Below are 24,683 nucleotides of genomic sequence, written 5' to 3' on the forward strand. Positions count from 1 at the left end.
CCTATCATGCTGGCTTGTCAACTCAAGAGTTGTCGCCAAGCATTTAGTGAATTTGTGAATGATGAGATTGATATTATGGTCGCCACGATTGCATTTGGCATGGGGATTGATAAAAGTAACATTCGCTTTGTGGTGCACATGTCCATTCCTAAAACCATGGAAGCTTATTATCAAGAAATGGGTAGAGCGGGTAGGGATGGATTAAAGAGTGATGTTTTATTGGGATCAAAAAATCAAAAAGTGTTAAACAGCAGACATCAAAATTTATCTGTACATGGTATTGGCAATGCTACCAGCAGAACTTTGTGGAAAATTATTGGTGACCGTTTATTGGAGGTAGACGCTTTAATGGTAGGTGAATTCAAAGTTTTAAAATTGACCGACATTGCCAAAAAAATCTTAAAGTCAGAACAAGCAGTAGACATTCGCCAAAGTAATTTACAAACACAAAGTAAGGCATTTAAACAAATCAAAAATCAAGAATATTCGGTAGATGAGAAAATTTTAGAAGCATTGCAGACGCTAAGGCGAGAAATTGCCAAAGAAGAGGGCATGCCAGCTTATATTATTTTTAACAATAAGGCGTTAACAGAAATGGCGCATTTTTTACCTAATAATGAAGAAAAGCTACTACAAATTAATGGCGCGGGGCAAGTCAAGCTTGAAAAATATGGCGCTCGTTTTTTGGATTTATTAGCCACTTTAAGAGCAAACGATTTTCAAGAACCTATTGCCAAAGTTAAGTCCTCTGTTCAAAAATTGCACACCACCTATCAAACAAAACCTTGGGATTAATCAAACAAGACTCATCCATAGAAAACATCTGTCAACAACGCGATTTAGCATTAACCACTGTGCTAAGCCACATTAACAAACTGGCAAATAGTGGCAGAATTGAACGCTCAAAAAGACAGCAATTATTTGCCAAAATTCACACTGATAAGGCAATCAATCATTGGATTTTACAAGGTCTTGAACAAGTAGATTCAATTGAAAAAATACAACACCATTTAAATATTATGGACTAACTAAAAATAAAAAGTATAAACACCCAATATTCTTAAGAATTAAACCAAAAGCAACCAATTAAAGCAACTGTGGTATGTTTTGATTTAAGGCAGATAAGAAGTTTTATGTAATGGTCTTTCTGTGATTATTGTTTTTACGTTGTATAATTACAACTTGATTTAACAAAAGATGAACAAATGGTAAGAATAGCAGTATCGGGTAGTAATGGCAGAATGGGTCAGGCGATTATTGAAGTGATTGAGCAATCAGATGAGGTTGAGTTAGGCGTTAAGATTGATCAGGATAATAATTTAATTGATTATTTGGATAAATTTGATGTGCTTATTGACTTTACTTGTCCAGTAGCCACACTTGGCTATTTAGCAATTTGTGCTAAGGCAGGCAAGAAAATGGTTATTGGTACGACAGGTTTTAATGATAATGAACTAAATCAATTAACCGCCCTTGCACGGAATACACCTATTATGTTTGCGCCTAATATGAGCGTGGGTGTTAATTTATCTTTAAAGCTTTTGGAAATGGCGGCAAAAGTAGTGGGAGAAGAAAGCGATATTGAAATTATTGAGACGCATCACCGCTTTAAGGTGGATGCCCCTAGTGGCACTGCATTAAAGATGGGTGAGGTGATTGCTGATACCTTGGGCAGAGACTTAAAAACGTGCGCCGTTTATGGACGAGAAGGCATTGAGCAGGTAAGAGATAAAAATACCATTGGATTTTCCACAATTCGTGGTGGTGATGTGGTGGGTGAACATACGGTGAGTTTTTTTATGCAAGGCGAGCGTGTAGAAATTACCCATAAGGCTTCATCAAGAATGACCTTTGCACTTGGGGCGCTCCGTGCGGCAATTTGGCTGGATAAAGCACCCTCTAACAAAGGCTGTATTTACTCAATGAAAGACGTATTGGAGATTACTTAAAAAAAAATGCGACTACATGCACATAAAGTGCCACTCATTTTATTGGCAATTTATACAGTTTTGCTTACTATATTAGCAATTAGTCCTTATGATAGAGCCACTTGGTGAGCGGAAAATATTCCAGTTTTGACTGTTGTGGGTGTTTTAGTGCTTACTTATTCTAGCTTCAAATTTTGCTTATGTGTTAATGGGTTTATTTTTGTGTTATCACACTATTGGTGGGCACTTTACTTTTGAACTAGTGCCATTTGATTGGAGTAATCATCTATTATCAACATTGGGTTTTGATTTTGTTATCCCTGAAGGGCGAAATAATTTTGACCGCTTAGGGCATTTTTTGGTTGGTATTTTCTCCTATGCTGTGGTTGAGATTAGTGTGCGTAAAAAGTGGGTGAGCAACAACTTTATGGCTTGGCCATTGGGTGTATTTGCCCTAGGTTTTTGGGCGGCAAGTTATGAAATAATTGAAATGGTTTATGTCATTACTGAAGGTGGAGAGTCGGGAGCAACTTTTTTAGGCTCTCAAGGTGATATTTGGGATACTCAAAAAGATATGTTGCTTTGATATATTAGGCGCTTGTATATTTGGGTTATTAGCGCTGTTTAATCAGCGTAATTAGCAGGAGAGGCATTAAAAAAATTATGTTATATGCTATTATTTCACAAGATGTTGAGGATTCGCTAGAGAAAAGAGTGTTAGTACGTCTAGAACATATTAAGCGATTAGAGGCTTTAAAAAAACAAGGGCGCTTAATTTTGGCAGGTCCTCATCCTGCCATTGATACTAATGATCCAGGTAGCGCCGGCTTTACAGGCTCGTTAGTGGTGGCAGAATTTGATTCTTTAGAGGCTGCAAAAGTTTGGGCAGATGCAGATCCTTATATCGAGTCTGGTGCCTATGCTAGCATTATTGTTAAACCATTTAAGAAGGTATTGCCATGAGTTTACTACTACGTCCTTTATTTGAAAAAATCAGTTCAACTTATACGTATCTTTTGGCAGATATGCAAACTTTGGACGCTATTATCATTGATGCGGTAGATGAAACTAAGCAACGTGATATTGGCTTGATTGAAGAATTGGGTTTGAATCTTAAATATATTCTTGAAACACATGTGCATGCTGATCACATTACCAGTTCTTGTCCATTAAAACAGCACTTTACACAGGCTAAAATTGTATACTAGGTTCAGCCAATGAAGTTACTTGTGTGGATATTTTACTCAATGATGGCGATACTTTATCATTTGGCGCTTATATTTTGAGTGCTATGACAACCCCTGGGCATACAGATGGCTGCATGTCTTATGCGGTGGATAATCAAATCTTTACAGACGATACCTTATTGATTGGAAGTTGTAGATAAGCAAGAGTTTGCTCGTCGAGTTAATGCAATGGAGCTAGATTTGCCTAAAAAAATCCATGTTGCAGTACCTGCTAATCAAGTTTGTGGTGCAAAAATTATGATTAAGACACCATGAAGGGCTATTCACTAGACCCACATCCAAGTATTAGCGTTGTTAAAGAAGTATTTGCTGTGGTCAGAATTCCAAGAATTAAGCGTGAGCGTGTACCGTCCAATAATGTTGAAGTGGTTGAAGATTTAGACATTGCTATGGAGAAATCAGACCCTGGTAATCATCTGTATGCTGCAAAAGTACTAGGTCCGTCTAGGTCATCTGAAGGCATGACTTTGTATTATATTTTAGAAATGTATAACGCTTAATGAAGTGGTTTAGTTTACTGTTGATTTTATTAGCACCACTTGTTCATAGTGGACAAAGCACCGAGTTTGAATTAATATCAGGCGATACAATCAGTGCTGATGTTTATTCAGCAGACACACAAGTGTTATTTTTATGTTTGCCTTCTGAACGTGGTTTTAGCAAGGGCTATGTACCCACAGTACAACAATTAGCATTTTTTGATGTTGATAATGTTGATGTTTGGGCGCTTGACCTTCATAGTAGTTACATGGTACCAAAACATCGCAGCAGCATTAATCGGTTTAAGGTTAAAGATGTGCTTGAAATTATATCAACTGCCGAACGTAAAGGCTTTGAAAAAATATTTTTTCTAACCTCGGGTAGAGGCGCACAATTGGCGCTTAAAATTGCACATCAGTGGCAATTAGAAAATCCTAAATCTAGTTTGATTAAAGGGCACATCTTTCATTCGCCACATTTGATTCATGGCAAGCTAGAGTTAGGCACTAAAGCTAAATATGTTGATATTTCAACGGTTAGCAACTTGCCTATTTATTTGTTATTACCACAATTTAGTACTAAATATTTTAGAGCAGATGAAATCTCTGAGCAATTAAAAATAGGGGGCAGTTCCGTATTTACACATCGATTAAAAGGAGCGCATGGTTGGTTTCATATGCACGATGAGAAAGACTTAAGACCCATGGATTTAAAGGCCAAAGAAAGTTTGAGTAATACTTATGTACTTGCTATGAATTTGATGAGCACTGTTGATATTCCCAAAGTAGTAACGCTAAAAAAACAAACTAAGAATAGCCAAAGCCTTTCGTTTGGCAAGCCTGTACTGAAGCTTTATAAAGGTAAATCAAACATAAGTCTTAAGTTCAAGTCAATTGATGGGCAATTATTAAATATTAAAGACTTTGATAATCAAGTGATCTTAATTAATTTTTGGGCGAATTGGTGCAAACCCTGTGTGAAAGAAATTCCATCATTGGTTAGGTTGCAAACTATACTGAAAGATAAGCCATTTAAGATTCTTACGGTGAATGTCGGCGAGTCAAAACAAGAAATAGACGCGTCCATGAAAAAAGTAAAGTTTGATTTACCAATTATGCTTGACCACTCTGGACAGGCGGTGAAAGATTGGGATGTGTATGCTTATCCATCTAATTTTTTTCTGGATAAAAATGGCAAAATTAGATACACTTACCGCGGCGCACTAGAGTGGGATGCTAAGCCAATTGTTAAAACCATTCAGTCATTATTTTAGTGCCTTATGAGGTTGTTATTATTGGTGCAGGTGCAGCAGGGCTTATGTGTGCAATTGAGGCGGGTAAGCGGCATAAAAAAGTTTTAGTTATTGATAAAGCCAATAAAGCAGGTAAAAAAATTCTTATCTCAGGGGGTGGTCGTTGTAATTTTACTAATCTTGCCATTGAGCCAGAGGCTTATTTATCACACAACCCACATTTTCATAAATCTGCACTGGCGCGTTATACGCAGTGGGATTTTATAAAATTGATGAATAAGCACAATCTAAGTTGGCATGAAAAAACACAAGGCCAGTTGTTTTGCGATCAAAAATCAGCTGCAATCTTACAAATGTTATTGAATGAGTGTATCCAAGTAGGAGTTGATTTTGTTTTTAACGTTTTAGTAACAAGTCTAGAGTTCGATACTAAATACAACCTTAAAACCAATCAAGGTGATTATCAAGCAAATACTTTGGTCATTGCAACTGGTGGCGCTTCTATTCCTAAAATAGGTGCTACTGATTTTGGCTTGCAAGTTGCTAAGCAATTTAATATTAACACGACTGATTTTACCCCAGCACTGGTGCCATTGACTTTCCATGTTAATGATATTAATCGTTACTTCAAAGGTTTATCAGGTTTGTCGTTAGAGGTGGTGGTTGGATGTAACGGACAATCCTTTCGAGATTTTATTTTAATAACGCACAAAGGTATTAGTGGTCCTGCTATTTTACAAATCTCTTTATTTTGGCATTCAAGTGACAAGCTAAGCATTAATTTATTGCCAGACATTGACGCAACTGATTGGTTAATTGCACAACAACAAACGCGAGGTAAAGCAACATTAAAAACCGTTTTATCAGTACACTTTCCTAAACGACTTGCGCAGCGACTAGCAAATACATTATTATTAACCCCACTGGAAAACACACCACTGGGTCAAATTAATAAAAGTGAGCTTTCTCTTTTTGGGCGTGCGCTTAATAATTGGCAACTTTATCCAAATGCCGCTGAGGGCTTACGTGTTGCTGAGGTGTGCTTAGGTGGGGTTGATACCAATGAGTTATCCTCCAAAACCATGCAAGTTAAAAAGCAACCTAGTCTATATTTTATTGGTGAAACTGTTGATGTGACAGGTCAATTAGGCGGTTATAATTTCCAATGGGCTTGGTCATCTGGCTGGGTGGCTGGGCAGATGGTTTAGTTTAAGAAGGTAATAACTTAAAGACAAGGGATGGCATGTTTGCATCTAGTGATAAAATTAAAGGCTATGAGGTACTTGTGTTCAATGAGCGCGAGGTAAGAGCAGCAACAGGCATTGTATTTTTGTTTGATTTTTTTAAATCCTAAATATGCCCCATCCATGGTCATGGGTCGTTGGATGGTTAATAACCAAACACCAGAATACGTTGGTGCGCCACAAAAAAGATGGGCATGGGCTTTGTTTTGGCACTTATTATGTTTTATTTAGTGGTGCTTAATAATGTTCGAGGGCCGGTTAATATTCTTGTTTGTGCTTCGTGTTTGGGGTTATTATTCTTTGAAGTAGTGTTTGGTATTTATGTGGGTTGTAAAATTTATAACCTATGTCACAAGCAAGAGGCTCAATATTGTCCAGGAGGACCGTGTGATTTAAGCAAAGCACGGATATCAATTCAAAGCTTAAATTTAGCACAAAAGGCAATATTTGCTTTATCAGTACTGGCGCTTCTTTACTTAATATTTGGTGATATTGTTGAGTTTTTTATTTTTAATTAATCATAAGGAGGCCCCTATGAAAAACTTAAAGACATTAGCAAGTTCGTTGGTTTTAATACTTGGCAGCAGTTTACTGTCATTTTCTTTTTTTGCTGTTAATAACAATACTGTTAAAGAAGAAAACACAACAACAAAATCAGTTGAAGAGTGCCGGCACCAAGCTGGGCAATTGCTATTGGTCATGAACAAAAATGGAGGTTGCACAATGGCTGCCCTACTAAACAAGAGCCTCAGCAAGAAAAGAAAAACAGTTCTAAATAATGGCGTACTGGTATTTAGCAATAGCAATTATCGCGTAAGTTATTGCAACCAGTGCGCTCAAAGCTTCAACTGAGTTTACAAAACTACTACCAAGTTTGCAATGCTCTAACCTACTTGGACACATTTCAAGCCGCTTTTTTCAATTCAGCCATCTTTTGAGCAGGTGTTAAATACCCAATCGCTGAATGAATCCTTTTGTAATTATACAAGTAGATATAACTCAGACCCTGTAAACCAGATTGTGTAAACCCTCATATTTTATAATCCCCGAAAAGGAGAAAAAACATGAGTAACACAATACCAAGAAACAAAAAAAAGCAACTTAACAACACAGGCATCAACCAGAAAAAGCTCCGTGCTTTTGCTGATGAACTTGCCAAAGACATCCACACCCAAGATGATTTAGCAGATCTAGCTGCTTCACTGGTTAAAATGACCATTGAAGCAGCATTAGGTGCTGAGATGGAACATCATCTTGGTTATCCAAAATATGGGCAAAATAGCAGCGAGCTTAATACAGACAGCAATGCTCGTAATGGCTATTACCCTAAAACCGTCAAAGGCAATCATGGTGAAGTTGAACTTGCTATCCCAAGAGACCGCAGAGGTAGCTTTGAACCTTTAATTATTGAAAAAGGTCAAACGCCGATTGGGTGCTTTTGATAGTCAGATATTAAGCCTATATGCCAAAGGCATAGGTACCCGTGACATCGTCTCAACCTTTAAAGAAATGTATGATGTAGACATCTCAGCAACATTGGTATCCAATGTCACTCAGCAGGCGGTTATCACCCAAGCGATTGAATGGCGTAATCGTCCACTTGATGAAATGTAATACCCCAAAAAACCACCATTCTAAAGTAGAAAATTCTATAATAAAAAATAAGGAGTTTTCACATGAAAAAATCAAGATATACAGAGTCATAAATAGTCAACATACTCAAACAAAACCAATCAGGCATATCTGTGGCTGATCTATGCCGTGAATACGCAATGTCTCAAGCCACATTTTACAAATGGAGATCTAAATACGGTGATACAGATTTTGTCTCTATGGTTAAACGCTTAAAAGAGCTAGAATCAGAAAATGCTCAATTCAAGCGTATGTATGCTGAGAGTGAGTTGAAACTGCAAATTACAAAGGATGCCTTAGCAAAAAAGTTCTAAAGCCATCCCAGTGGCGTGAGGATGGCTTTAAACATCAATGAACAAAATAAGAACACAAGTATCAAACTTATTTACGAAGTTTGTAGCATTAGTAAAAGCACTTATTATTATCAACCAAAACTCAGTGATGACAATGCTTTAATTGCCGATTGTCTACTGCGCTTAACCGCAACGCACAAGCGTTGGGGTTTTAAACTGTGCTATTTATATCTACGTAATGTTAAAGACTACAAATTTAACCATAAACGAGTGTATCGCATTTACCAAGAACTGGAGCTCAATCTAAGAATCAAGCCAAGAAGAAGAATCAAAAGAGATAAACCCGAAGCACTGAGTGTGCCAACAACTATTAACCAAACTTGGTCAATGGATTTTATGTCAGACTCACTCACTGATGGCAGGCACATTAGAACTTTTAATGTTGTCGATGATTACAATCGGGAAGGCTTGAATATTGATGTGGACTTGTCCATGCCAGCAAGACGAGTTATTCAATCATTAGAACGTTTGATTCAGTGGCGTGGCAAGCCCAAGGCTATCAGATGTGATAATGGTCCTGAATACATTAGCCAAGCATTAAGAGACTGGGTACAAGCCTTAGGTATTGAGTTAATGTACATCCAACCAGGTAAGCCAACTCAAAATGCCTACATTGAGAGATTTAACCGTACAGTAAGACAAGAGTGTTTAGATCTGCATTTGTTTGATTCTGTTGAGCAAGCACAAGATGCAACCACACAGTGGTTATGGGTTTATAATAACGAACGACCGCACTTTGCCCTAGGTGGCGTGATAAGATGACTAGCCTCTACTTTAGAGTTGTATGGAAAATTGGGATATTAAACACTTGCCGCACCTGATTTTCAAGTTGAAATGGAACTTGTTGTAAGACTTCCAGATTAATCCTCATTAGGTAATTTGCCAGTTCTTTAAATTCAAGCGTTATAACTCTTAAGAAAAGAAAAATCGTAAAATGAAGCAAATCAACATCCAATATTACAAAACAAAAATTGGCGAACTAATTCTTGGTTCTTATGATGACAAACTTTGTATTCTTGATTTTAGATACCGACAAATGAGAACAACTATTGATAATAGAATTAAAAATGGATTAAAAGCTTAATTTATAGAACGGAATGACAAAATTTTAACAAAAACTAAAAAACAACTTAACAGTTATCTTGCAGGTAATAGAAATTTTTTTTGATATTCCTTTATTGTTAGTAGGTACTAATTTTCAAAAAAAATGTTTGGCGCGCTAATAAAAATACCATATGGTATTACCTCAACTTACTTACAACTAGCGAAAAAATATTAATAATGAAAAAGCTGTTCGGGTAGTTGCTAGCGCAAACGGTGCAAACTCTATTAGCGTTATCATTCCTTGTCATCGTATTATTGGCAGTAATGGAGAACTGGTTGGTTATGGCGGTGAATTATCAATTAAAAAACGCTTGTTAAATTTAGAAAAAAAAATAACAATTCAAGACGAGTCATTTCCAAATGACATGCAAATAGATTGTGTTTTCTACTCTATTTAAAAATGTTTGATAGTTTTTCAGCGTCTTGCTGAGCAATAATTTTATCTTTAGCTTCAACCATTACTCTTATAAGTGGCTCTGTGCCTGAAACGCGAATTAATACTCGACCCTCATCACCAAGTGTTTGCTCAACTTCGAGTTGAGTTTGTTGTAGCTTGGTGTGATTTTCAAGATTAATTCTTGTTTGGGTTTTGACATTAATTAAAACTTGGGGATATTTACTCATTGATTGCTTTAACTTAGCAAGGCTGGATTGGCTTTTTGCCAGTACTTCTAATACTTGCAAAGCAGAAATAATGCCATCGCCAGAGGTGGTTTTATTCAGGCATATAATATGCCCTGAACCTTCGCCACCTAATATTGAGCCGCTTTTTTGCATTTGCTCCATCACAAAGCGATCGCCCACATCAGCCTCAATAAATTTAATGTCTAAATCTCTTAGTGCGTGGCGCATGCCTAAGTTGCTCATTTTTGTGCCAACCACTGTGTTATTAACCAGCCTACCTTGAGATTGCCAAGCCTTGGCAATAATAAATACCAGCTCGTCACCATCAACCAACTCACCATTTTCATCAACCATCATTAAGCGATCGCCATCGCCATCAAAGGCAATGCCCAAATCTGCTTTTGACTCTAATACCACTTGTTGCAGGTGTTTGGTGTCGGTTGCGCCACAATGCTCATTAATATTAAAGCCATCTGGCGTGTTGTTGATGATATTAATATTTGCACCCAGTTCTGAAAACACGCTTTGGGCAATGTGATAAGTAGCGCCATTTGCACAATCAATGACGATATTAAGCCCTAAAAGACTTTGTGTTCGGTCAAAAGTTGATTTGCAAAATTCGATATAACGCCCAAGCGGTTGTTCGTGTCTATGGGCTTTGCCAATCTTGTCAGCCCCTACGCTAACCATGGGCTCGGCTAATTTTTTCTCAATTTCGCTTTGGTCTTGGCTGCTTAATTTAAGACCTTTGGCAGAAAAAAACTTAACACCATTGTCTTGAAAATGATTGTGTGAAGCGCTAATGACTACGCCAGCATTGGCATTATAAGTTTGCGTTAGGTAGGCAACTGCAGGTGTTGGCATCGGACCTAGCAAGCCAACATCAACACCGGCGGATAAAAACCCAGCCTCAAGCGCAGATTCAAATAAATAACCAGATACGCGAGTGTCTTTGCCAATAATAACACTGGCTTTACCTTGTTTGGCTAGTACCGAACCAACTGCCCAGCCTAATTTTAAGAAAAAATCAGCGGTAATAGGCTCAACACCTACCTTGCCACGTATGCCATCAGTACCAAAATAATTACCCAATTTACTCTCCTGTTACGCTTTGTAAAACCTTAAACGCATCTTTAGTTTCTAAAACGTCGTGCACACGTACAATATTTGCACCGTTTTGAGATGCTATTATAGCGGTTGTTACACTACCAATCATTCTTCCGTCTGTGTTTCTATTATTAAGCATACTACCAATCATTGATTTGCGCGACATACCCACCAAAACCCTCAAACCAAAGCTTTTAAACTCGTCAAGGCGACGTAGGATTTCAAGATTGTGATTGAGTGTTTTACCAAAGCCAAAACCCGGGTCTAGAATAATCTTATTTTGGCTAATACCAGCGCCAATGCAAGCCTCAATTCTTTGATCAAAAAAATGTTTTACTTCATCAATGACATCTGTATAAACAGGGTTGTTTTGCATTGTTTTAGAGTCGCCTTGCATGTGCATAAGGCACACATCCTTAGCAGTTGATGCCACCACTTCAAGGGATGATTTAGCTTGCAAAGCACGTACATCATTAATCATACTTGCCCCTGCCTCAATGGCAAGTTGCATGATTTTTGCTTTTGAAGTGTCAATGGAAATCGGCACACTGATTAATTTAGATAACGCTTTAATAACAGGAATAACACGGCTGACTTCGTCATCAATGGATACTTGCAGGGCATTGGGTCTGGTTGACTCGCCACCAATATCAATCATATCAGCACCTTGGTCAACCATTAGTTGAGCCTGATTAATGGCTTTGTCAATGGCAAGATATTGACCGCCATCTGAAAAAGAATCGGGTGTGACATTAAGCACACCCATAATCATTGCATTAGAAGATTGCATCGTGATGTGGCGCAATGTTCAAAAACAAGAAAAGAAAAACTAAGCGACTTGCTCGGTAGAACTTCCACTTAATGGCTTTTCATCAGAATCTTTATTACCGTTATCCAGCTCAATGCCCGAACCCAACTCGGTAGAGGCAACATCAGAATCAACAATCACGGCTGATTCACGTATTGGTTTTCTGTTCATCAAATCAGCAATTTGCTCTTTATCAATGGTTTCAAACTCCATCAAGGCCTTGCTCATTTCAATTAAGATGTCTTTATTATCTTTTAGAATTTTTGAAGCCATTTGGTAGTTGCTGTCAATAATTTTACGAATTTCAACGTCAATGGTTTTAAAGGTATCTTCTGAAATGTGCTTGTGCTTGGTGACTTGTCGGCCTAAAAACACTTCACCCTCTTCTTCACCATACGCTAAAGGTCCTAGCGTCTCAGACATACCCCATTGTTTTACCATTTTGTGTGCAATTTCTGTTGCACGCTCAATATCATTACTTGCACCAGTGGTGACGCTGTCTGCACCGTAAATTAACTCTTCTGCAATACGCCCACCAAAAAGTGAGGCCACTTGAGAATTTAACTTGCGTTTAGAAATACTATAACTGTCTTTTTCTGGCAAGAACATCGTCACACCTAATGCTCTACCTCTTGGAATGATGCTTACTTTATACACAGGGTCATGCTCAGGCACTAACCGACCTACAATGGCGTGACCTGCCTCATGATAGGCAGTCATTTCTTTTTCGGCTTCATCCATGGCCATAGATTTACGCTCAGAACCCATCATAATTTTATCTTTGGCTTTTTCAAACTCTTGCATGCCAACCAATTTTTTGTCCTTACCTGCTGCAATTAACGCAGCCTCATTAGTTAAATTGGCAAGGTCTGCACCAGAAAACCCCGGTGTGCCTTTAGCAATATTGATTGATTTAACATTTTTTGCAATGGGTAATTTACGCATGTGGATTTTTAAAATTGCATCACGACCATTAATATCAGGCAAGCCTACCATTACTTGACGATCAAAACGACCTGGTCTAAGTAGAGCGGGATCTAATACGTCTGGTCTGTTGGTTGCAGCAATGACAATAACACCTTCTGAGCCTTCAAAGCCATCCATTTCAACCAACATTTGGTTTAGTGTTTGCTCACGCTCATCATGACCACCACCCATACCAGCACCACGTTGGCGACCAACAGCGTCAATTTCATCAATAAAAATAATGCAGGGTGCATTTTTCTTTGCTTGTTCAAACATATCACGTACACGTGATGCACCAACACCGACAAACATTTCTACAAAATCAGAGCCTGAGATAAAGAAAAACGGCACGTCGGCTTCGCCCGCAATTGCTTTGGCTAACAAAGTTTTTCCCGTACCTGGAGGACCTATTAAAAGCACCCCTTTGGGGATTTTTCCACCTACTTTAGTAAACTTGCCGGGATTAGATAAAAAATCCACCAATTCACTCACATCGTCTTTAGCCTCATCAACACCTGCCACATCATCAAAAGTAGTGTCAGATTCATCCTTAGTAATCAGGCGTGCTTTAGATTTACCAAAACTCATTGGATTTTTTCCGCCCATTGCACCACCAACACCCTTCATGGTGTAAAGAACAACACCAATTAATAATAAAATTGGCGCTAAAGAAATGATTAATTGCTTGAAAAATCCGTCTTTTTCAGGCGGTTTAGCAACCACATTAACGCCGTTGTTCAATAAATCGCCCATCAGACCTAAATCACCTGGGCTATAAGTTGAAAATTGCTCACCGCCAGCACCCACACCAGTAATATTGCTACCAGCAATCGTTACTTGGGATACATCGCCTTGCTTGACGCTTTGAATAAACTGAGAATAAGTAATGTCGTTTTTTTGATCGCCCACTTGGAACTGACTAAAAATCGAAGTAAGGATACTGCCTAAAACCAACCAAAGTAACAAATTTTTAAACATAATGTAAAAAATATTGAAAAAAAATAAGAGGATAACTATACCCTATTGTGCACCTATATATGGTCTGATGGCGTTTTTTCAAGGTTTATCTACAAATAAATTAAAATTCTGTCATAATTCTTAATTTAATTAAATAGATACTTTTGAATCATGTCAAAAATCAACTTATTAGTCGCTACTATCATCATAACACTCCTTAGTTCTTGTGGGTTTCATGCGTCGTATAAAAACTCAGCAATAAACGCCTCTATTACCAGTAGCCGTCATAATGCCTTTGCTGATGAATTGCAAAAGCGCTTTAATCAAAACATACCTAAAACTCTAGCCGTTCAGGTGGGTGCTGAAAATCAAAATCAACGCACGGCTTCATACAATACTTCAAGTAATGAAGCTAGTAGCTACACACTAAGTCTAAGCGTGCCTATTAAGGTCTTCAATCAGCACAACAAACTATTACTATCCCAAACATTCAGTGCTAATACATACCTGAGTAAGATGGACGTATCCCAAGCAGATAGACTACAAATTGAAGAGGGTTACCAGCAATTGCGCCATTTAATAATCAGGCAGCTGTTAAGAAAATTATCCAAACTTAATGAAAATTAAACCGCAGCAACTCAACACTCAATTAGCCAATAAACTTAATGCTATTTATTTTGTTTTTGGTGCCGAAATATTACTCATTGAGCAAAGTCTAACGCAAATAAACAAAACAGCAAAACAAGCTGGATTTGACGAAAAAGTAAGCTTTGAAATTGATGCTAATTTTGATTGGAATCAAATCTTTGGAGAAATCTCAGCTGCCTCGCTTTTTTCACCAAAACGCATTATTAAATGCCGGTTAGAAACAGGGAAAATCGGCATTAAAGGCGCCAAGGCATTGGCTGAAATTGCCAGTACCCTGCCTAATGATATTTTATTGATTGTTTCCACTGGCAAACTGGACATGGCACAGCAAAAGAGCAAATGGTTTAAAACACTAGAACAATTTGGCAGTGTTGTCCAACATTTTGAAGTGCAAAGTAATCATTTGGTTGGCTGGATTGCAAATCACATGGCAGAATTAGGGCTTGAAGCTAATACAGAAATTGCACAAAGTATTGCTTTTTGCACAGAAGGCAATTTGACCGCTTCTATGCAAGAAATTCAAAAACTAAAAATAGCCTATCCAAATGGCAAAATCAACACACAAGAATATCTTGAACAAGCCAATCAGCAATCTAAATACACCGTTTATGGCCTGATTGATGCCGCTTTATTTGGCAATAGTAATCAGGTTAATAAAATTTATCAAACCTTAGTCTCTGATACGGCTATGCCAATTCAACTGAGTAGTTCCTTGTATCGAGAAATTAAATCAGTCATCGAAATGTCAGTTGAACTTAGACAGGTGAAAGACATTAATACAGTCTTGCAAAATCATCGAGTTTGGAACAAAAGAAAACCCGTTATTACTAGTGTATTAAAACGTCACCCTTATCAGCGTTTACAAAAATTATTATTATCACTAGGGCGTATTGACCGCTCAATTAAAGGTATGGATAGTCTTAATGTCATTGATGAATTACACACATTATTACTAAGTTTGGCTGGGAAAACACAATGGACTCAATAAAAAATTTAATCACCACACTGGGTGAAAATGCAAAAAATGCCGCAAAAACATTGCGCAGTGCTACAACGGTAGCTAAAAATAGCGCACTAATCAATATTGCTAGTCAAATTGACCAAAACAGAGCAAACATACTTAAAGCTAACAAGCAAGACCTTACCAATGGCAAAGATAAAGGGCTGGAAATGACGCTACTTGATAGGCTTATGCTTAATAATGAGCGTCTTAATGGCATTATTAAAAGTCTGAATCAAATTGTCAACCTGCCAGACCCTATTGGTGAAATTACAGATTTAAAATACCAGCCAAGTGGTATTCAAGTGGGTAAGATGCGCGTACCACTCGGTGTGTTGGGGATTATTTATGAATCCCGTCCTAATGTCACTATTGATGCTGCGGCACTTTGCTTGAAATCAGGCAATAGTGTTATTCTACGTGGTGGGTCAGAAGCTATTCACTCCAATCATGCGCTTTATACCTGTGTCAAACAAGGCATAACACAAGCAGGCCTTAATGAAAATTGCGTACAACTCATTGACACTCAAGATCGTGAAGCTGTTATTGAGTTGGTCAAAGCAAGTGATTATGTTGATGCTATTATTCCTAGAGGCGGTAAAGGCTTGGTTGAAGCCATCAATAACAGTGCCAAAGTGTCTGTTATCAAACATTTAGATGGCATTTGCCACACTTACATTGATAAAGATGCCGACACACAAAAAGCCATCAGCATTGCCTTTAATGCCAAAACGCGCCGTTATGGTGTGTGTAATGCTACTGAAACTTTGCTAATTCACAGCTCGGCAGTAGGCAGAATATTGCCCGAACTGATTGCGCAATACTTGGCAAAAGGAGTGGAATTACGCGGTTGTGAAGAGACTATAAAGCTGTCAAATAAAATCATTGCAGCCACTGAAAAAGACTGGAATACAGAATATTTAGATGCAATTTTATCCATTCGTATTGTCAATTCAATGAGTGAGGCCATTAAACATATTGATAAGCATGGTTCAGGTCATACTGAATCAATCGTAAGTGAAAACTACACTCGTTCACGCCGTTTTATTACCGAAGTAGACTCTGCCTCAGTCATGATTAATGCCTCCACTGGCTTTGCCGATGGCTTTGAATATGGCCTAGGCGCAGAAATCGGCATCAGCACTGACAAATTCCACGTGCGTGGCCCTGTTGGCTTGGAAGGATTAACCTCACAAAAATTTATCGTCCTAGGTGACGGACACATCAGACAATAAAAAAATATGGACATAGAACAAGCACTGGCTATTTTTGCGCGTGGCGCTGATGAGATATTGCCACTTGATGAACTCAAGAAAAAACTTAAAAAAGACAAGCCACTACGCATCAAAGCAGGTTTTGATCCAACCACGCCTGATTTACATTTAGGGCACACAATTTTAATCAGTAAACTCAAGCAATTACAAGATTTTGGGCATGAAATATTGTTTTTAATTGGCGATTTCACTGCCATGATTGGCGACCCAACAGGCAAGAGTAAAACCCGTCCGCCACTCTCACGGGAACAAATTCAAGAAAACGCCAAAAGCTACACCAAACAAGTATTCAAGATCTTAGATAAAGACAAAACCACAGTCGTGTTTAACTCGCAGTGGATGGATAAAATGACATCAATGGAATTTATCCAACTCGCCAGTAAACAAACGGTCGCTAGAATGTTAGAACGCGATGATTTTTCCAAACGCTACAAATCAGGGCAAGCTATCTCTACCCACGAATTTTTATACCCTTTGGTTCAAGGCAATGATTCTGTTGAATTAAAAAGCGATGTAGAAATCGGTGGTACGGATCAAAAATTTAACTTATTAGTGGGCAGAGAACTACAAAAACAAGCAGGACAAGGGCAACAAGTTATCCTCACCATGCCGATTTTAGAAGGCTTGGACGGCGTGCAAAAAATGTCAAAATCCTTAGACAACTACATCGGTATTGATGATGCACCTGATGAGATGTTTGGTAAAATTATGTCAATTTCTGATGAGTTAATGTGGCGTTATTTTGAGCTACTAAGTTTCCAAAGTTTAGAGACGATTGCTGATTTAAAACAAGCAATGGCTCAGGGTAAAAACCCAAGAGATATTAAATTTATCCTAGCTGATGAGATCATCACCCGCTTTCATAATATTGATGCCGCCAAACAAGCGCAGCAAAATTTTATTGATCGCTTTAGTAAAAATCAAATGCCTGATGACATGGATGAATTCAGCTTTAAAGCTGGCATAAAAATTGCTAATTTACTCAAAGATGCTGGACTTTGTCCTAGCACCTCAAACGCCTATCAAATGATTAAACAAGGTGGCGCTAAAATCAATGGCGAAAAAATCACAAACAAAAACCTTGAACCAGAGGTTGGTACAAACGTTTATCAAGTAGGCAAACGCAAATTCGCAAGAGTGACAATTCAATAAAAAAGTGTTATAATACCCATCCTGGGGATGACATGGCCTCGACGAGGAGTTGGATTTCAAGGACGCATGCCGAGGATAAAGACAACTCGTAAAATACGCTTTAAAAAGATAGTTGCAAACGAAAACAACTACGCTCTAGCTGCATAGCTAGCCGTCACTTAGAGGGTGTCTGTACTTTTAGGATGACGGTCGCTCACGGACTCGCTAGGATTATTTTTTCCACGTAATTCGGTTAAAACTTGTTGGAAATCGCTACTTACATCCCTGATGGTCGGGTGGTAGGGCGGCTAACTAAAATAGACCAAGCTAAGCATGTAGACTTCTTGTTTGAAAGTTTTCGGACGCGGGTTCAATTCCCGCCATCTCCACCAATTCATAATATTAGCCCGTTTTATACGGGCTTTTTTATCGCCTAAAATACTGCTATATAAGTAATAATTGAATTATACAATCCTAGGCCGTCTTTACAAATATTAGATTAAGTGGTATATTCATTGGCATATATTTGAATATATACTAGTATCTCTGTAAAAATATATACCACTTAACTAATTTAACGAGAACTATCAATGCTTACAGACCCTAAAACCGTCAAAGGCAATCATGGTGAAGTTGAACTTGCTATCCCAAGAGACCGCAGAGGTAGCTTTGAACCTTTAATTATTGAAAAAGGTCAAACGCCGATTGGGTGCTTTTGATAGTCAGATATTAAGCCTATATGCCAAAGGCATAGGTACCCGTGATTGCAATAGTCTAATTTTATTGGACACAAAGATAGCCTTATAATACAAACCATAAGGAGGTCAGTAATGACACAATATAAATCAAGAAAACAACGAGTGACTTTTACCGTTGAACATTCTGTTCAATACCCCCTTGAGGGGGGAACACTAGATTATGCCAAACTCATGGTGCATGAGAATTACACCAATAAAAAAAATCATGATAATATCAGGAGCTTGCTCCTCAGCAGTTAGCAGATGGAGAAAACAATACCTAGCAGAGCTTGGTGGACAAACACCAGAGTCAGGCAAAGCGCTGACTTCTGAACAACAAACAATACAACTGCTTGAGAAACAACTTTGGCGCGCACAAAGGGACAATGAAATCTTAAAAAAGGCAACAGCCTTGTTCGCTGTGGACAATCACCAAGTGATATGATTATCAAGATAAACAAGGCTTGCCAACAATACAATACTAAAGAATTATGAGCATTACTCAAACTTCCTCACAGTAGTTATTACTATCAAGTCAAAGATAAGCGAGTAAACAACAACACCAACGCTATGATTAAATTAATCAAACAAACTGCTATTGAAGTTGGATACACCTATGGCAAACGCAGAATGCGAGTAGTTTTGAATAACCAAGGTTATAACATTGGTATTTACCAAACTGCAACGCTAATGAAAAAAGCCAATGTAGTTGCCATACGCCCAAGAAAGCGTCATTATTACCCTAATACTAGATTGATGTTTAAAAAGGCAAAAAACCTATTAAATCGTGTGTTTGAGCAGCAATCAATTAATACGCATTGGGTTGGTGATATTACCTATATCAAAACCTATCAAGGTGGGAGTTATTTAGCCAGTGTGTTGGATTTAGGCTCAAGACAAGTTGTTGGTTGGGCATTGTCAAAACAGCCTAATGCTCAGTTGGCAAAGGATGCGCTTAGTAATGCTGTGTCTAGACACCAGCCCAATACAAATAAACACATGTTTCACTCTGATCAAGGGACTCAATACTCTTCTAAAGTTTTTATTGATTATTGCAACAAGAACAACATTACTCAAAGCATGAGCAGGCGAGGTAATTGTTGGGATAATGCGGTCATGGAGCGTTTCTTTAGAAGTCTGAAGACTGAGAGATTAAATTATCAAAGTTTTGCAAATCATAGTGAAGTCGTGCAAAATGTAGAGGGTTATATCTACTTGTATAATTACAAAAGGATTCATTCAGCGATTGGGTATTTAACACCTGCTCAAAAGATGGCTGAATTGAAAAAAGCGGCTTGAAATGTGTCCAAGTAGGTTAGAGCATTGCAACCAGTACTAGAACAAGCAGGTGATGAAACTGGCAATCAACTACTACAAGCTTTAGCAAGAGATGCTAAGTAAGACACCTATGTGTGACTTGTTTGATAAACATTAGGCTCTCTTACTCTAAAATCCCCGCCTTTTATGGTGTCATAAAACAAACGCCGCACGCTATCGCCATCATTTTGATAATTTTTAGTGGCATTAATCCCGCCTTGAGCAGCAATAGAATGCGCCCGCCTAGCAAAATCTTGAAAACAAAATGAGCTTACCTTTTAGCCAGCTTCACTCAGTGTTGCAGATAATGAACTACCTGCAAGCCCTATGCCAATCACAATAATTTTGTGCTTTTTTCAATTTTGTGGTGCGATTAATGCTAAATCAAATACGTGCTTTTCCCCATGAATCTTCGCTTATAAATTCAGCAATAAACGCTCTAATGCCTGGCACTCTACCAGCATGACTTTTCTTAACATAAAAATATAACGACCTAGACACAGGATAAGATCCATCAGAAATGGCATCAAAATTAACCTTAACACCGTCAATAATAGCGTCTTGATCTAAAAAACTAAAGCTGAATATGCCCAATGCTTTAGGATTGGCAACCAATTTTGCAACAATAAGATTGTCATTTTCTCCTGCTTCAACATAGGCACCACTTGAATTCAACTTGCAAATGCAACACATTCCATGGGGAATGTGGCTATGAACAACTACCAACACCTAAGCCCTGAAGAACGGGCATTCATTATGATTGAGTACAACCAAGGAAGGTCTATCCGTTATCAGCTATTTACTCAATCGTTCACCCTCAACCATATCTAGAGAGATAAAACGTAATCTATCTAATACAATAAACAATTATTGTGCCACCACTGCAGCCAAACGTTATCAAGACAAGCGTCAACTCTGTATAAAGCCACAAAAACTAACACCAGACACTTTAATTGTATAATCAAATCAAAGAGTGGCTGGTTCACAAACAATGGTCACCTGAACAAATATCTGGTGCATTAAAGCACTACTATCCAAGTCAAAAAGATATGCAAATTAGTCATGAAACAATTTACGGATACATTTACACTCTCCCCAAAGGTGAGCTTAAAAAAACTCATGATTCATTCATTACGACGAAGTAAATCTAAACGAGGCGTACGAGGTTCAAAGAGTGGCAGCTACAGTACTATAAAGCCAAAAGAGGATCAACTTATTTGCCACCGACCCAAAGACATTAATGAAAGAATGATTGCAGGACATTGGGAAGGTGATTTAATTACAGGCTCTCAAAACAAACCTTGTGTCGGCACCTTGGTTGAAAGAAAAACTGGTTATTTAATACTGAATAAAATGAAAAGTAAGTCAGCTTTTGATGTACGTCAAGGGTTTGAACAAAAAATGAAAGCGATACCTGAATTCTTACGCCTGTCTATGACCTATGACAGAGGCTCTGAAATGGCACAACACTCTATCTTATCTGATAATTTAAAGATTGATGTTTACTTTGCTGATCCACATGCACCATGGCAAAAAGGGGGTCTAATGAGAATACTAACGGTTTAATCCGTCAATACTTGCCAAAGGGAGTAGATTTATCTCCTTGTAGCCAGAAAGATTTGGATGAAATTGCTTGGTTGCTCAACACTAGACCTAGAAAAAGATTTGACTTTAAAACACCACAGGATATGATGCATAGAGTTTTAACTGAAAAATACTAACTAGTGTTGCATTTGCAAGTTGAATTCAAGCTGTTATCTTTATTTATCTTTATTTTAACCAGCCGCATAATTTGCAGTGTTGTTATAGTCTGCGGGCTTGGTGATTAGGCAGTTTGGCATTAATATCGCTCCAATTCAGATAAGGATTATCAATCAACACACCCTTGTTACCACTTGGCACTTGTTTTGTCAATGCTAAAAACAAATCTCGACGAGTTAAGTCAAAAACAGGGGCTTGTTTTGAGTTTGCAATGGCAATACCATCGTAGCCAATTTTCACTTCAACAATGTCTTTAACCCCGTTTTTTTGGTATTTTTTAAACTCGCTATATTTTATCCGACGTGAGGCGTTGGTAATATCTAGTGTATTAATACCCCTACCCGAACAAAAAAGTTTCATACCACCTCCTGAACCTGTTGATTCAATCTTTAGCGCTTTGCTCCTTGTTTTTTTACCATAGGTTTCAGCAACAACTGTTGCAAAAGGATAAACTGTTGACGAGCCCACCACATCAATGTAGCCCCTCACAACAGACATGGTGGACGTAGAAACTGTCATTATTACAACTGAGCCAAAGGCAGCCGTCACATATTGAACTTTATTTTTCATGATTATTACCCCATCTTGTTAAAAATGTCGCCAGTTTAATCAATGAATATGACAGAATTATGACAGAGTGAAAAATAATTCTCACTTAGCGTTGCGCATTTGTTTCTACTAATCAGAAATAGATGTTACCTCAGCCTTATTGAGTATCAACCCTTAAGGTAGAAACTGCTGCAGGAGACAACGTGCGACCTTGCTTATTGTAAGTTGTGCGCGCTACCCCAAAAAAATTTCTTTGGTATTGTCCAGCATTGTTATCAATCATAAAATTAGGTCTCGATGCTTTATTTTCTTTCAAGGTAGAAGAAAAATCAGTTTGTATTAGCCAATTACTGGGCTTAACCCTATTTTGAGCTCGAGATTTTGCGCCATTTAGCCAGGCACTTGGATTTTTTGCAGTGTTGTAATGATTCGCACGTATTGGCACTCCCCAATAAGGACTGTTGTAATTTGGCGCCCAATTGTTACCACTCCAAAATGCAAAGGATACATTGGGTGTTATGAATAGAAAAAATAATAACCAGTTGACTTTTTTCATAAAAATACCTAGCGGCCAATCAGCATCTTAAAAAAGAAAGCTTACTTTGGCAAAAACTCTATCATTGTTTTTAATGTCTTCAAATGTTGGTGAGTCTCCACCCATATAATCAATCACACCACAACTGATTGAAGTTTGATCATCATATGACATCCTATACAAACCTTGAAATAAGGCTATCAAAAGTGGTGCCGATGGCCGGAGTCGAACCGGCACAAGCGTAGCTTACTACCCCCTCAAGGTAACGCGTCTACCAATTCCGCCACATCGGCATATAAGGTTGGAATGTTGCTAATTTGGAATATCGCTAATATCTGACCCAGTTGAAATAGGTGTAACAATCATAGGCACGTCAGATGGAACTACCTCACCTGTTGTAACTTGCTCCATAATACTTGTTGGTTCGTTATTAACACTACTGTCATTGGTTGCTAAATAAGCCAACGTCAAACTGGTTAGAAAAAAGCCAAAAGCCAAACTAGCAGTTAGCTTGTAAAGAAATGAATTTGCACCTCGTGCGCCAAAAACCGACCCAGAAGCACCTGCACCAAAAGCAGCGCCTGCATCAGCACCCTTGCCATGTTGCATTAAAATTAAGGCAATTAAACCTAATGCCAACAGTATATGAATAATTAAAATAAGTTGAAACGACATCATTAACCTGCTTTACAAATTTGTAAAAAATCTTGCGCTTTAAGTGAAGCACCCCCAATTAGACCGCCATCAATATCTTCACAATCAAGCAGTTCAGCTGCGTTACTAGGGTTCATGCTACCACCATAAAGAATTGGGGTGGTTTGTGCAATATTAGCGTCGTGCTCGGCTAACATTGAGCGAATAAAGGCATGTGTATCCTGTGCTTGCTGCGGCGTTGCAGTAACGCCTGTGCCAATCGCCCAAACAGGCTCATAAGCCACAATAATATTTTTAAATGCATCAATGCCAACCTGCTCAATCACCGCTTGAATTTGTTTTGAAACGACTGTTTGTGTATTGCCAGATTCTCTGTCTTCTAACAATTCGCCGATACAAAAAAGTGGGGTTAAATTATTATCCAATGCAGCTTGTACTTTTTGTGCAACAATCTCATCAGTTTCACCATAAAGGCTTCTACGCTCTGAATGGCCTACAATAACGTACTGTGCACCAAAATCTTTAATCATATCAGCACTGACTTCACCTGTAAAAGCACCCGATGTGTTGACATTTAAACTCTGCGCACCTAAATTAAGTTGTGAATGTACAACCAATGCTTCAACCTGTGACATATAAGGGGAAGGCACACAAACGGATGACCTTGGATTTAACATCTGCCATGCCTGAAAGAATACCCATGACCAATGTATTAGTTGCTTCTTTTGAGGCATTCATTTTCCAGTTGCCTGCTATGATGACTTGACGCATAATTAATTATCTTTTAAAAAAAAGAAACGATGTTACGCTATTTGGTTGTAAAAATCAATTCTATCAGGGTGTTAGTGCAAAGATTTCGAGCCAAAATATAAGGCCAAAGAAACCATTAAAATACCCAAAGAAAAATACATCAAATCTAATGCCGAATTAAATGACATAGACAAAGACACCTCAAAAAAGGTCACCACTAAAATCATGAGTATTACCTTATTTCAAATCATCCAATGAGTTAATCACCAAAACTTTAGATGACTGACCGCTTTCTTTAGCCTCATCAATGTCACTAATAAAAAGCTCATACAGACCCAATGAAAAAATTAATAAAATAGTTGCTAGCAAAAATCCATCAATTGAACCTACCGTATGCGCAACCAATCCAATCTTTAATACCTTTCTAGCCTCTGTTGTGGCTGAAATATAATCAAAAGCGTGCACCGATAAAGCAGCCACATCAACTGCAGTGATACGAATAGTAATAATGACAATAGTAACGACGAAATAACAGCCGCCAAAACCATGTGGCGAGAACTCCACAATAATTTTTCAAAATACTTTTCTAAACCACTCATTGATTAACCTCACGTGCATAATATGA

25 protein-coding genes, 1 tRNA gene, 1 other RNA gene and 9 pseudogenes are annotated in these 24,683 nt (G+C 38.1%); 24 read left to right on the plus strand and 12 right to left on the minus strand.

The genetic code is table 11. The annotated features are described in order from the left end of the window. The first annotated feature begins 6 nt into the window (after positions 1-6). From CVFO_RS09290 to CVFO_RS09585, 16 genes and pseudogenes are all read left to right on the plus strand, one after another. Positions 7-795, plus strand: a complete 789-nt coding sequence (locus tag CVFO_RS09290; protein WP_342591018.1) for an HRDC domain-containing protein — start codon at positions 7-9, stop codon at positions 793-795. Beyond that, positions 786-1,028 (plus strand): helix-turn-helix domain-containing protein, encoded by a 243-nt coding sequence (locus tag CVFO_RS08515; RefSeq protein WP_201339568.1) that lies wholly within the window; start codon positions 786-788, stop codon positions 1,026-1,028. Before CVFO_RS09290 ends, CVFO_RS08515 begins: the two co-directional genes overlap by 10 nt. Before the next feature lie 177 nt (positions 1,029-1,205). Next, entirely contained in the window at positions 1,206-1,949 is a 744-nt protein-coding gene (gene dapB / locus CVFO_RS08520) for a 4-hydroxy-tetrahydrodipicolinate reductase (protein WP_201339569.1), read from the plus strand. Between the two features lie 157 nt (positions 1,950-2,106). After that, a complete protein-coding gene (locus tag CVFO_RS08525; protein WP_281064420.1) occupies positions 2,107-2,514 on the plus strand; it encodes a DUF2238 domain-containing protein in 408 nt (135 codons plus the stop codon). 77 nt (positions 2,515-2,591) lie between these two features. After that, positions 2,592-2,891, plus strand: a complete 300-nt coding sequence (locus tag CVFO_RS08530; RefSeq protein ID WP_201339571.1) for a YciI family protein — start codon at positions 2,592-2,594, stop codon at positions 2,889-2,891. Continuing rightward, on the plus strand, positions 2,888-3,136 hold the full coding sequence (locus CVFO_RS08965; protein WP_225879270.1) for an MBL fold metallo-hydrolase: 249 nt from the start codon (positions 2,888-2,890) through the stop codon (positions 3,134-3,136). The genes CVFO_RS08530 and CVFO_RS08965 overlap by 4 nt, the downstream gene beginning before the upstream one ends. A 23-nt stretch (positions 3,137-3,159) precedes the next feature. After that, positions 3,160-3,315 (plus strand): MBL fold metallo-hydrolase, encoded by a 156-nt coding sequence (locus CVFO_RS08970; protein WP_225879271.1) that lies wholly within the window; start codon positions 3,160-3,162, stop codon positions 3,313-3,315. After that, complete coding sequence (locus tag CVFO_RS09185; protein WP_281064402.1) at positions 3,299-3,430, plus strand: hypothetical protein; 132 nt, start codon at positions 3,299-3,301, stop codon at positions 3,428-3,430. Before CVFO_RS08970 ends, CVFO_RS09185 begins: the two co-directional genes overlap by 17 nt. Continuing rightward, positions 3,427-3,675: a hypothetical protein gene (locus tag CVFO_RS08540; RefSeq protein ID WP_201339572.1), complete on the plus strand. Its 249-nt coding sequence runs from the start codon at positions 3,427-3,429 to the stop codon at positions 3,673-3,675. Before CVFO_RS09185 ends, CVFO_RS08540 begins: the two co-directional genes overlap by 4 nt. Continuing rightward, a complete protein-coding gene (locus tag CVFO_RS08545) occupies positions 3,675-4,928 on the plus strand; it encodes a TlpA family protein disulfide reductase (protein ID WP_201339573.1) in 1,254 nt (417 codons plus the stop codon). Before CVFO_RS08540 ends, CVFO_RS08545 begins: the two co-directional genes overlap by 1 nt. After that, the gene (locus CVFO_RS08550; RefSeq protein ID WP_225879272.1) at positions 4,928-6,115 is read left to right on the plus strand and encodes a BaiN/RdsA family NAD(P)/FAD-dependent oxidoreductase; all 1,188 of its coding nucleotides are present in this window, start codon (positions 4,928-4,930) and stop codon (positions 6,113-6,115) included. The genes CVFO_RS08545 and CVFO_RS08550 overlap by 1 nt, the downstream gene beginning before the upstream one ends. 230 nt (positions 6,116-6,345) lie before the next feature. Beyond that, positions 6,346-6,669 (plus strand): hypothetical protein, encoded by a 324-nt coding sequence (locus CVFO_RS08555; protein ID WP_201339574.1) that lies wholly within the window; start codon positions 6,346-6,348, stop codon positions 6,667-6,669. A gap of 16 nt (positions 6,670-6,685) precedes the next feature. Next, positions 6,686-7,003 carry a hypothetical protein gene (locus CVFO_RS08560; protein WP_201339575.1) on the plus strand — a complete coding sequence of 106 codons (318 nt, stop codon included), beginning with the start codon at positions 6,686-6,688 and terminating at the stop codon, positions 7,001-7,003. A gap of 263 nt (positions 7,004-7,266) precedes the next feature. After that, a pseudogene (locus CVFO_RS08565) lies at positions 7,267-7,762 on the plus strand (transposase); the annotation flags it as partial. A gap of 95 nt (positions 7,763-7,857) precedes the next feature. Next, positions 7,858-8,898, plus strand: a pseudogene (locus tag CVFO_RS08575) (IS3 family transposase). A 172-nt stretch (positions 8,899-9,070) separates the two neighbouring features. Continuing rightward, a pseudogene (locus CVFO_RS09585) lies at positions 9,071-9,638 on the plus strand (methylated-DNA--[protein]-cysteine S-methyltransferase). On the opposite strand, the gene glmM reads toward CVFO_RS09585, so the two are convergent. From glmM to ftsH, 3 genes are read right to left on the minus strand one after another with little or no spacing between them, the layout of a single operon-like run. Then, on the minus strand, positions 9,631-10,956 hold the full coding sequence (glmM, locus tag CVFO_RS08585; RefSeq protein WP_201339578.1) for a phosphoglucosamine mutase: 1,326 nt from the start codon (positions 10,954-10,956) through the stop codon (positions 9,631-9,633). The pseudogene CVFO_RS09585 and the gene glmM sit on opposite strands and share 8 nt — an antisense overlap. 1 nt (position 10,957) lies before the next feature. Continuing rightward, positions 10,958-11,761 (minus strand): dihydropteroate synthase, encoded by an 804-nt coding sequence (folP, locus tag CVFO_RS08590; protein ID WP_201339579.1) that lies wholly within the window; start codon positions 11,759-11,761, stop codon positions 10,958-10,960. A 39-nt stretch (positions 11,762-11,800) separates the two neighbouring features. Next, positions 11,801-13,723: an ATP-dependent zinc metalloprotease FtsH gene (gene ftsH / locus CVFO_RS08595; protein WP_201339580.1), complete on the minus strand. Its 1,923-nt coding sequence runs from the start codon at positions 13,721-13,723 to the stop codon at positions 11,801-11,803. A gap of 150 nt (positions 13,724-13,873) precedes the next feature. Between ftsH and lptE the strand changes: the two genes are divergently transcribed. From lptE to CVFO_RS08630, 7 genes and pseudogenes are all read left to right on the plus strand, one after another. Next, the gene (gene lptE, locus CVFO_RS08600) at positions 13,874-14,329 is read left to right on the plus strand and encodes an LPS assembly lipoprotein LptE (protein ID WP_201339581.1); all 456 of its coding nucleotides are present in this window, start codon (positions 13,874-13,876) and stop codon (positions 14,327-14,329) included. Then, positions 14,319-15,338 (plus strand): DNA polymerase III subunit delta, encoded by a 1,020-nt coding sequence (gene holA, locus CVFO_RS08605; RefSeq protein ID WP_201339582.1) that lies wholly within the window; start codon positions 14,319-14,321, stop codon positions 15,336-15,338. The genes lptE and holA overlap by 11 nt, the downstream gene beginning before the upstream one ends. After that, the gene (locus CVFO_RS08610; protein WP_201339583.1) at positions 15,326-16,585 is read left to right on the plus strand and encodes a glutamate-5-semialdehyde dehydrogenase; all 1,260 of its coding nucleotides are present in this window, start codon (positions 15,326-15,328) and stop codon (positions 16,583-16,585) included. The genes holA and CVFO_RS08610 overlap by 13 nt, the downstream gene beginning before the upstream one ends. A 6-nt stretch (positions 16,586-16,591) precedes the next feature. Next, positions 16,592-17,776, plus strand: a complete 1,185-nt coding sequence (gene tyrS / locus CVFO_RS08615; RefSeq protein WP_201339584.1) for a tyrosine--tRNA ligase — start codon at positions 16,592-16,594, stop codon at positions 17,774-17,776. Positions 17,777-17,799: 23 nt separating this feature from the next. Continuing rightward, positions 17,800-18,147, plus strand: a transfer-messenger RNA (tmRNA) gene (ssrA, locus tag CVFO_RS08620). A gap of 213 nt (positions 18,148-18,360) precedes the next feature. After that, positions 18,361-18,520: pseudogene (locus CVFO_RS08625) on the plus strand (transposase); the annotation flags it as partial. Between the two features lie 164 nt (positions 18,521-18,684). Continuing rightward, positions 18,685-19,791 (plus strand): annotated as a pseudogene (locus CVFO_RS08630) (IS3 family transposase). A gap of 122 nt (positions 19,792-19,913) precedes the next feature. On the opposite strand, the pseudogene CVFO_RS08980 reads toward CVFO_RS08630, so the two are convergent. Both CVFO_RS08980 and CVFO_RS08635 read right to left on the minus strand, forming a co-directional pair. Continuing rightward, positions 19,914-20,219, minus strand: a pseudogene (locus tag CVFO_RS08980) (FAD-binding protein); the annotation flags it as partial. After that, a pseudogene (locus CVFO_RS08635) lies at positions 20,209-20,484 on the minus strand (substrate-binding domain-containing protein); the annotation flags it as partial. The pseudogenes CVFO_RS08980 and CVFO_RS08635, both read right to left, overlap by 11 nt. A gap of 36 nt (positions 20,485-20,520) precedes the next feature. Here CVFO_RS08635 and CVFO_RS09590 point away from each other — a divergent pair. Then, positions 20,521-21,530 (plus strand): annotated as a pseudogene (locus tag CVFO_RS09590) (IS30 family transposase). Between the two features lie 82 nt (positions 21,531-21,612). Here the strand turns inward: CVFO_RS09590 and CVFO_RS08645 are convergent. The 7 genes and pseudogenes from CVFO_RS08645 to CVFO_RS09295 all read right to left on the minus strand — a co-directional run bounded on the left by CVFO_RS08645 (position 21,613) and on the right by CVFO_RS09295 (position 24,622). Further along, entirely contained in the window at positions 21,613-22,140 is a 528-nt protein-coding gene (locus CVFO_RS08645; RefSeq protein ID WP_342591019.1) for a substrate-binding domain-containing protein, read from the minus strand. Between the two features lie 136 nt (positions 22,141-22,276). Further along, complete coding sequence (locus tag CVFO_RS08650; protein ID WP_225879274.1) at positions 22,277-22,564, minus strand: hypothetical protein; 288 nt, start codon at positions 22,562-22,564, stop codon at positions 22,277-22,279. 138 nt (positions 22,565-22,702) lie between these two features. Beyond that, the gene (locus tag CVFO_RS09195) at positions 22,703-22,828 is read right to left on the minus strand and encodes a hypothetical protein (RefSeq protein ID WP_281064403.1); all 126 of its coding nucleotides are present in this window, start codon (positions 22,826-22,828) and stop codon (positions 22,703-22,705) included. Between the two features lie 33 nt (positions 22,829-22,861). Continuing rightward, a tRNA-Leu gene (locus CVFO_RS08655) sits at positions 22,862-22,947 on the minus strand. Positions 22,948-22,966: 19 nt separating this feature from the next. Beyond that, a complete protein-coding gene (secG, locus tag CVFO_RS08660; protein WP_201339588.1) occupies positions 22,967-23,329 on the minus strand; it encodes a preprotein translocase subunit SecG in 363 nt (120 codons plus the stop codon). A gap of 2 nt (positions 23,330-23,331) precedes the next feature. Next, positions 23,332-24,079 (minus strand): annotated as a pseudogene (gene tpiA / locus CVFO_RS08665) (triose-phosphate isomerase). Positions 24,080-24,295: 216 nt separating this feature from the next. Continuing rightward, positions 24,296-24,622 carry a YqhA family protein gene (locus CVFO_RS09295; RefSeq protein ID WP_342591020.1) on the minus strand — a complete coding sequence of 109 codons (327 nt, stop codon included), beginning with the start codon at positions 24,620-24,622 and terminating at the stop codon, positions 24,296-24,298. Between the last annotated feature and the right edge of the window lie 61 nt (positions 24,623-24,683).

Source organism: Isorropodon fossajaponicum endosymbiont JTNG4, from assembly GCF_016592615.1.
In the GTDB taxonomy this organism is placed as follows: Bacteria; Pseudomonadota; Gammaproteobacteria; order PS1; family Pseudothioglobaceae; genus Ruthia.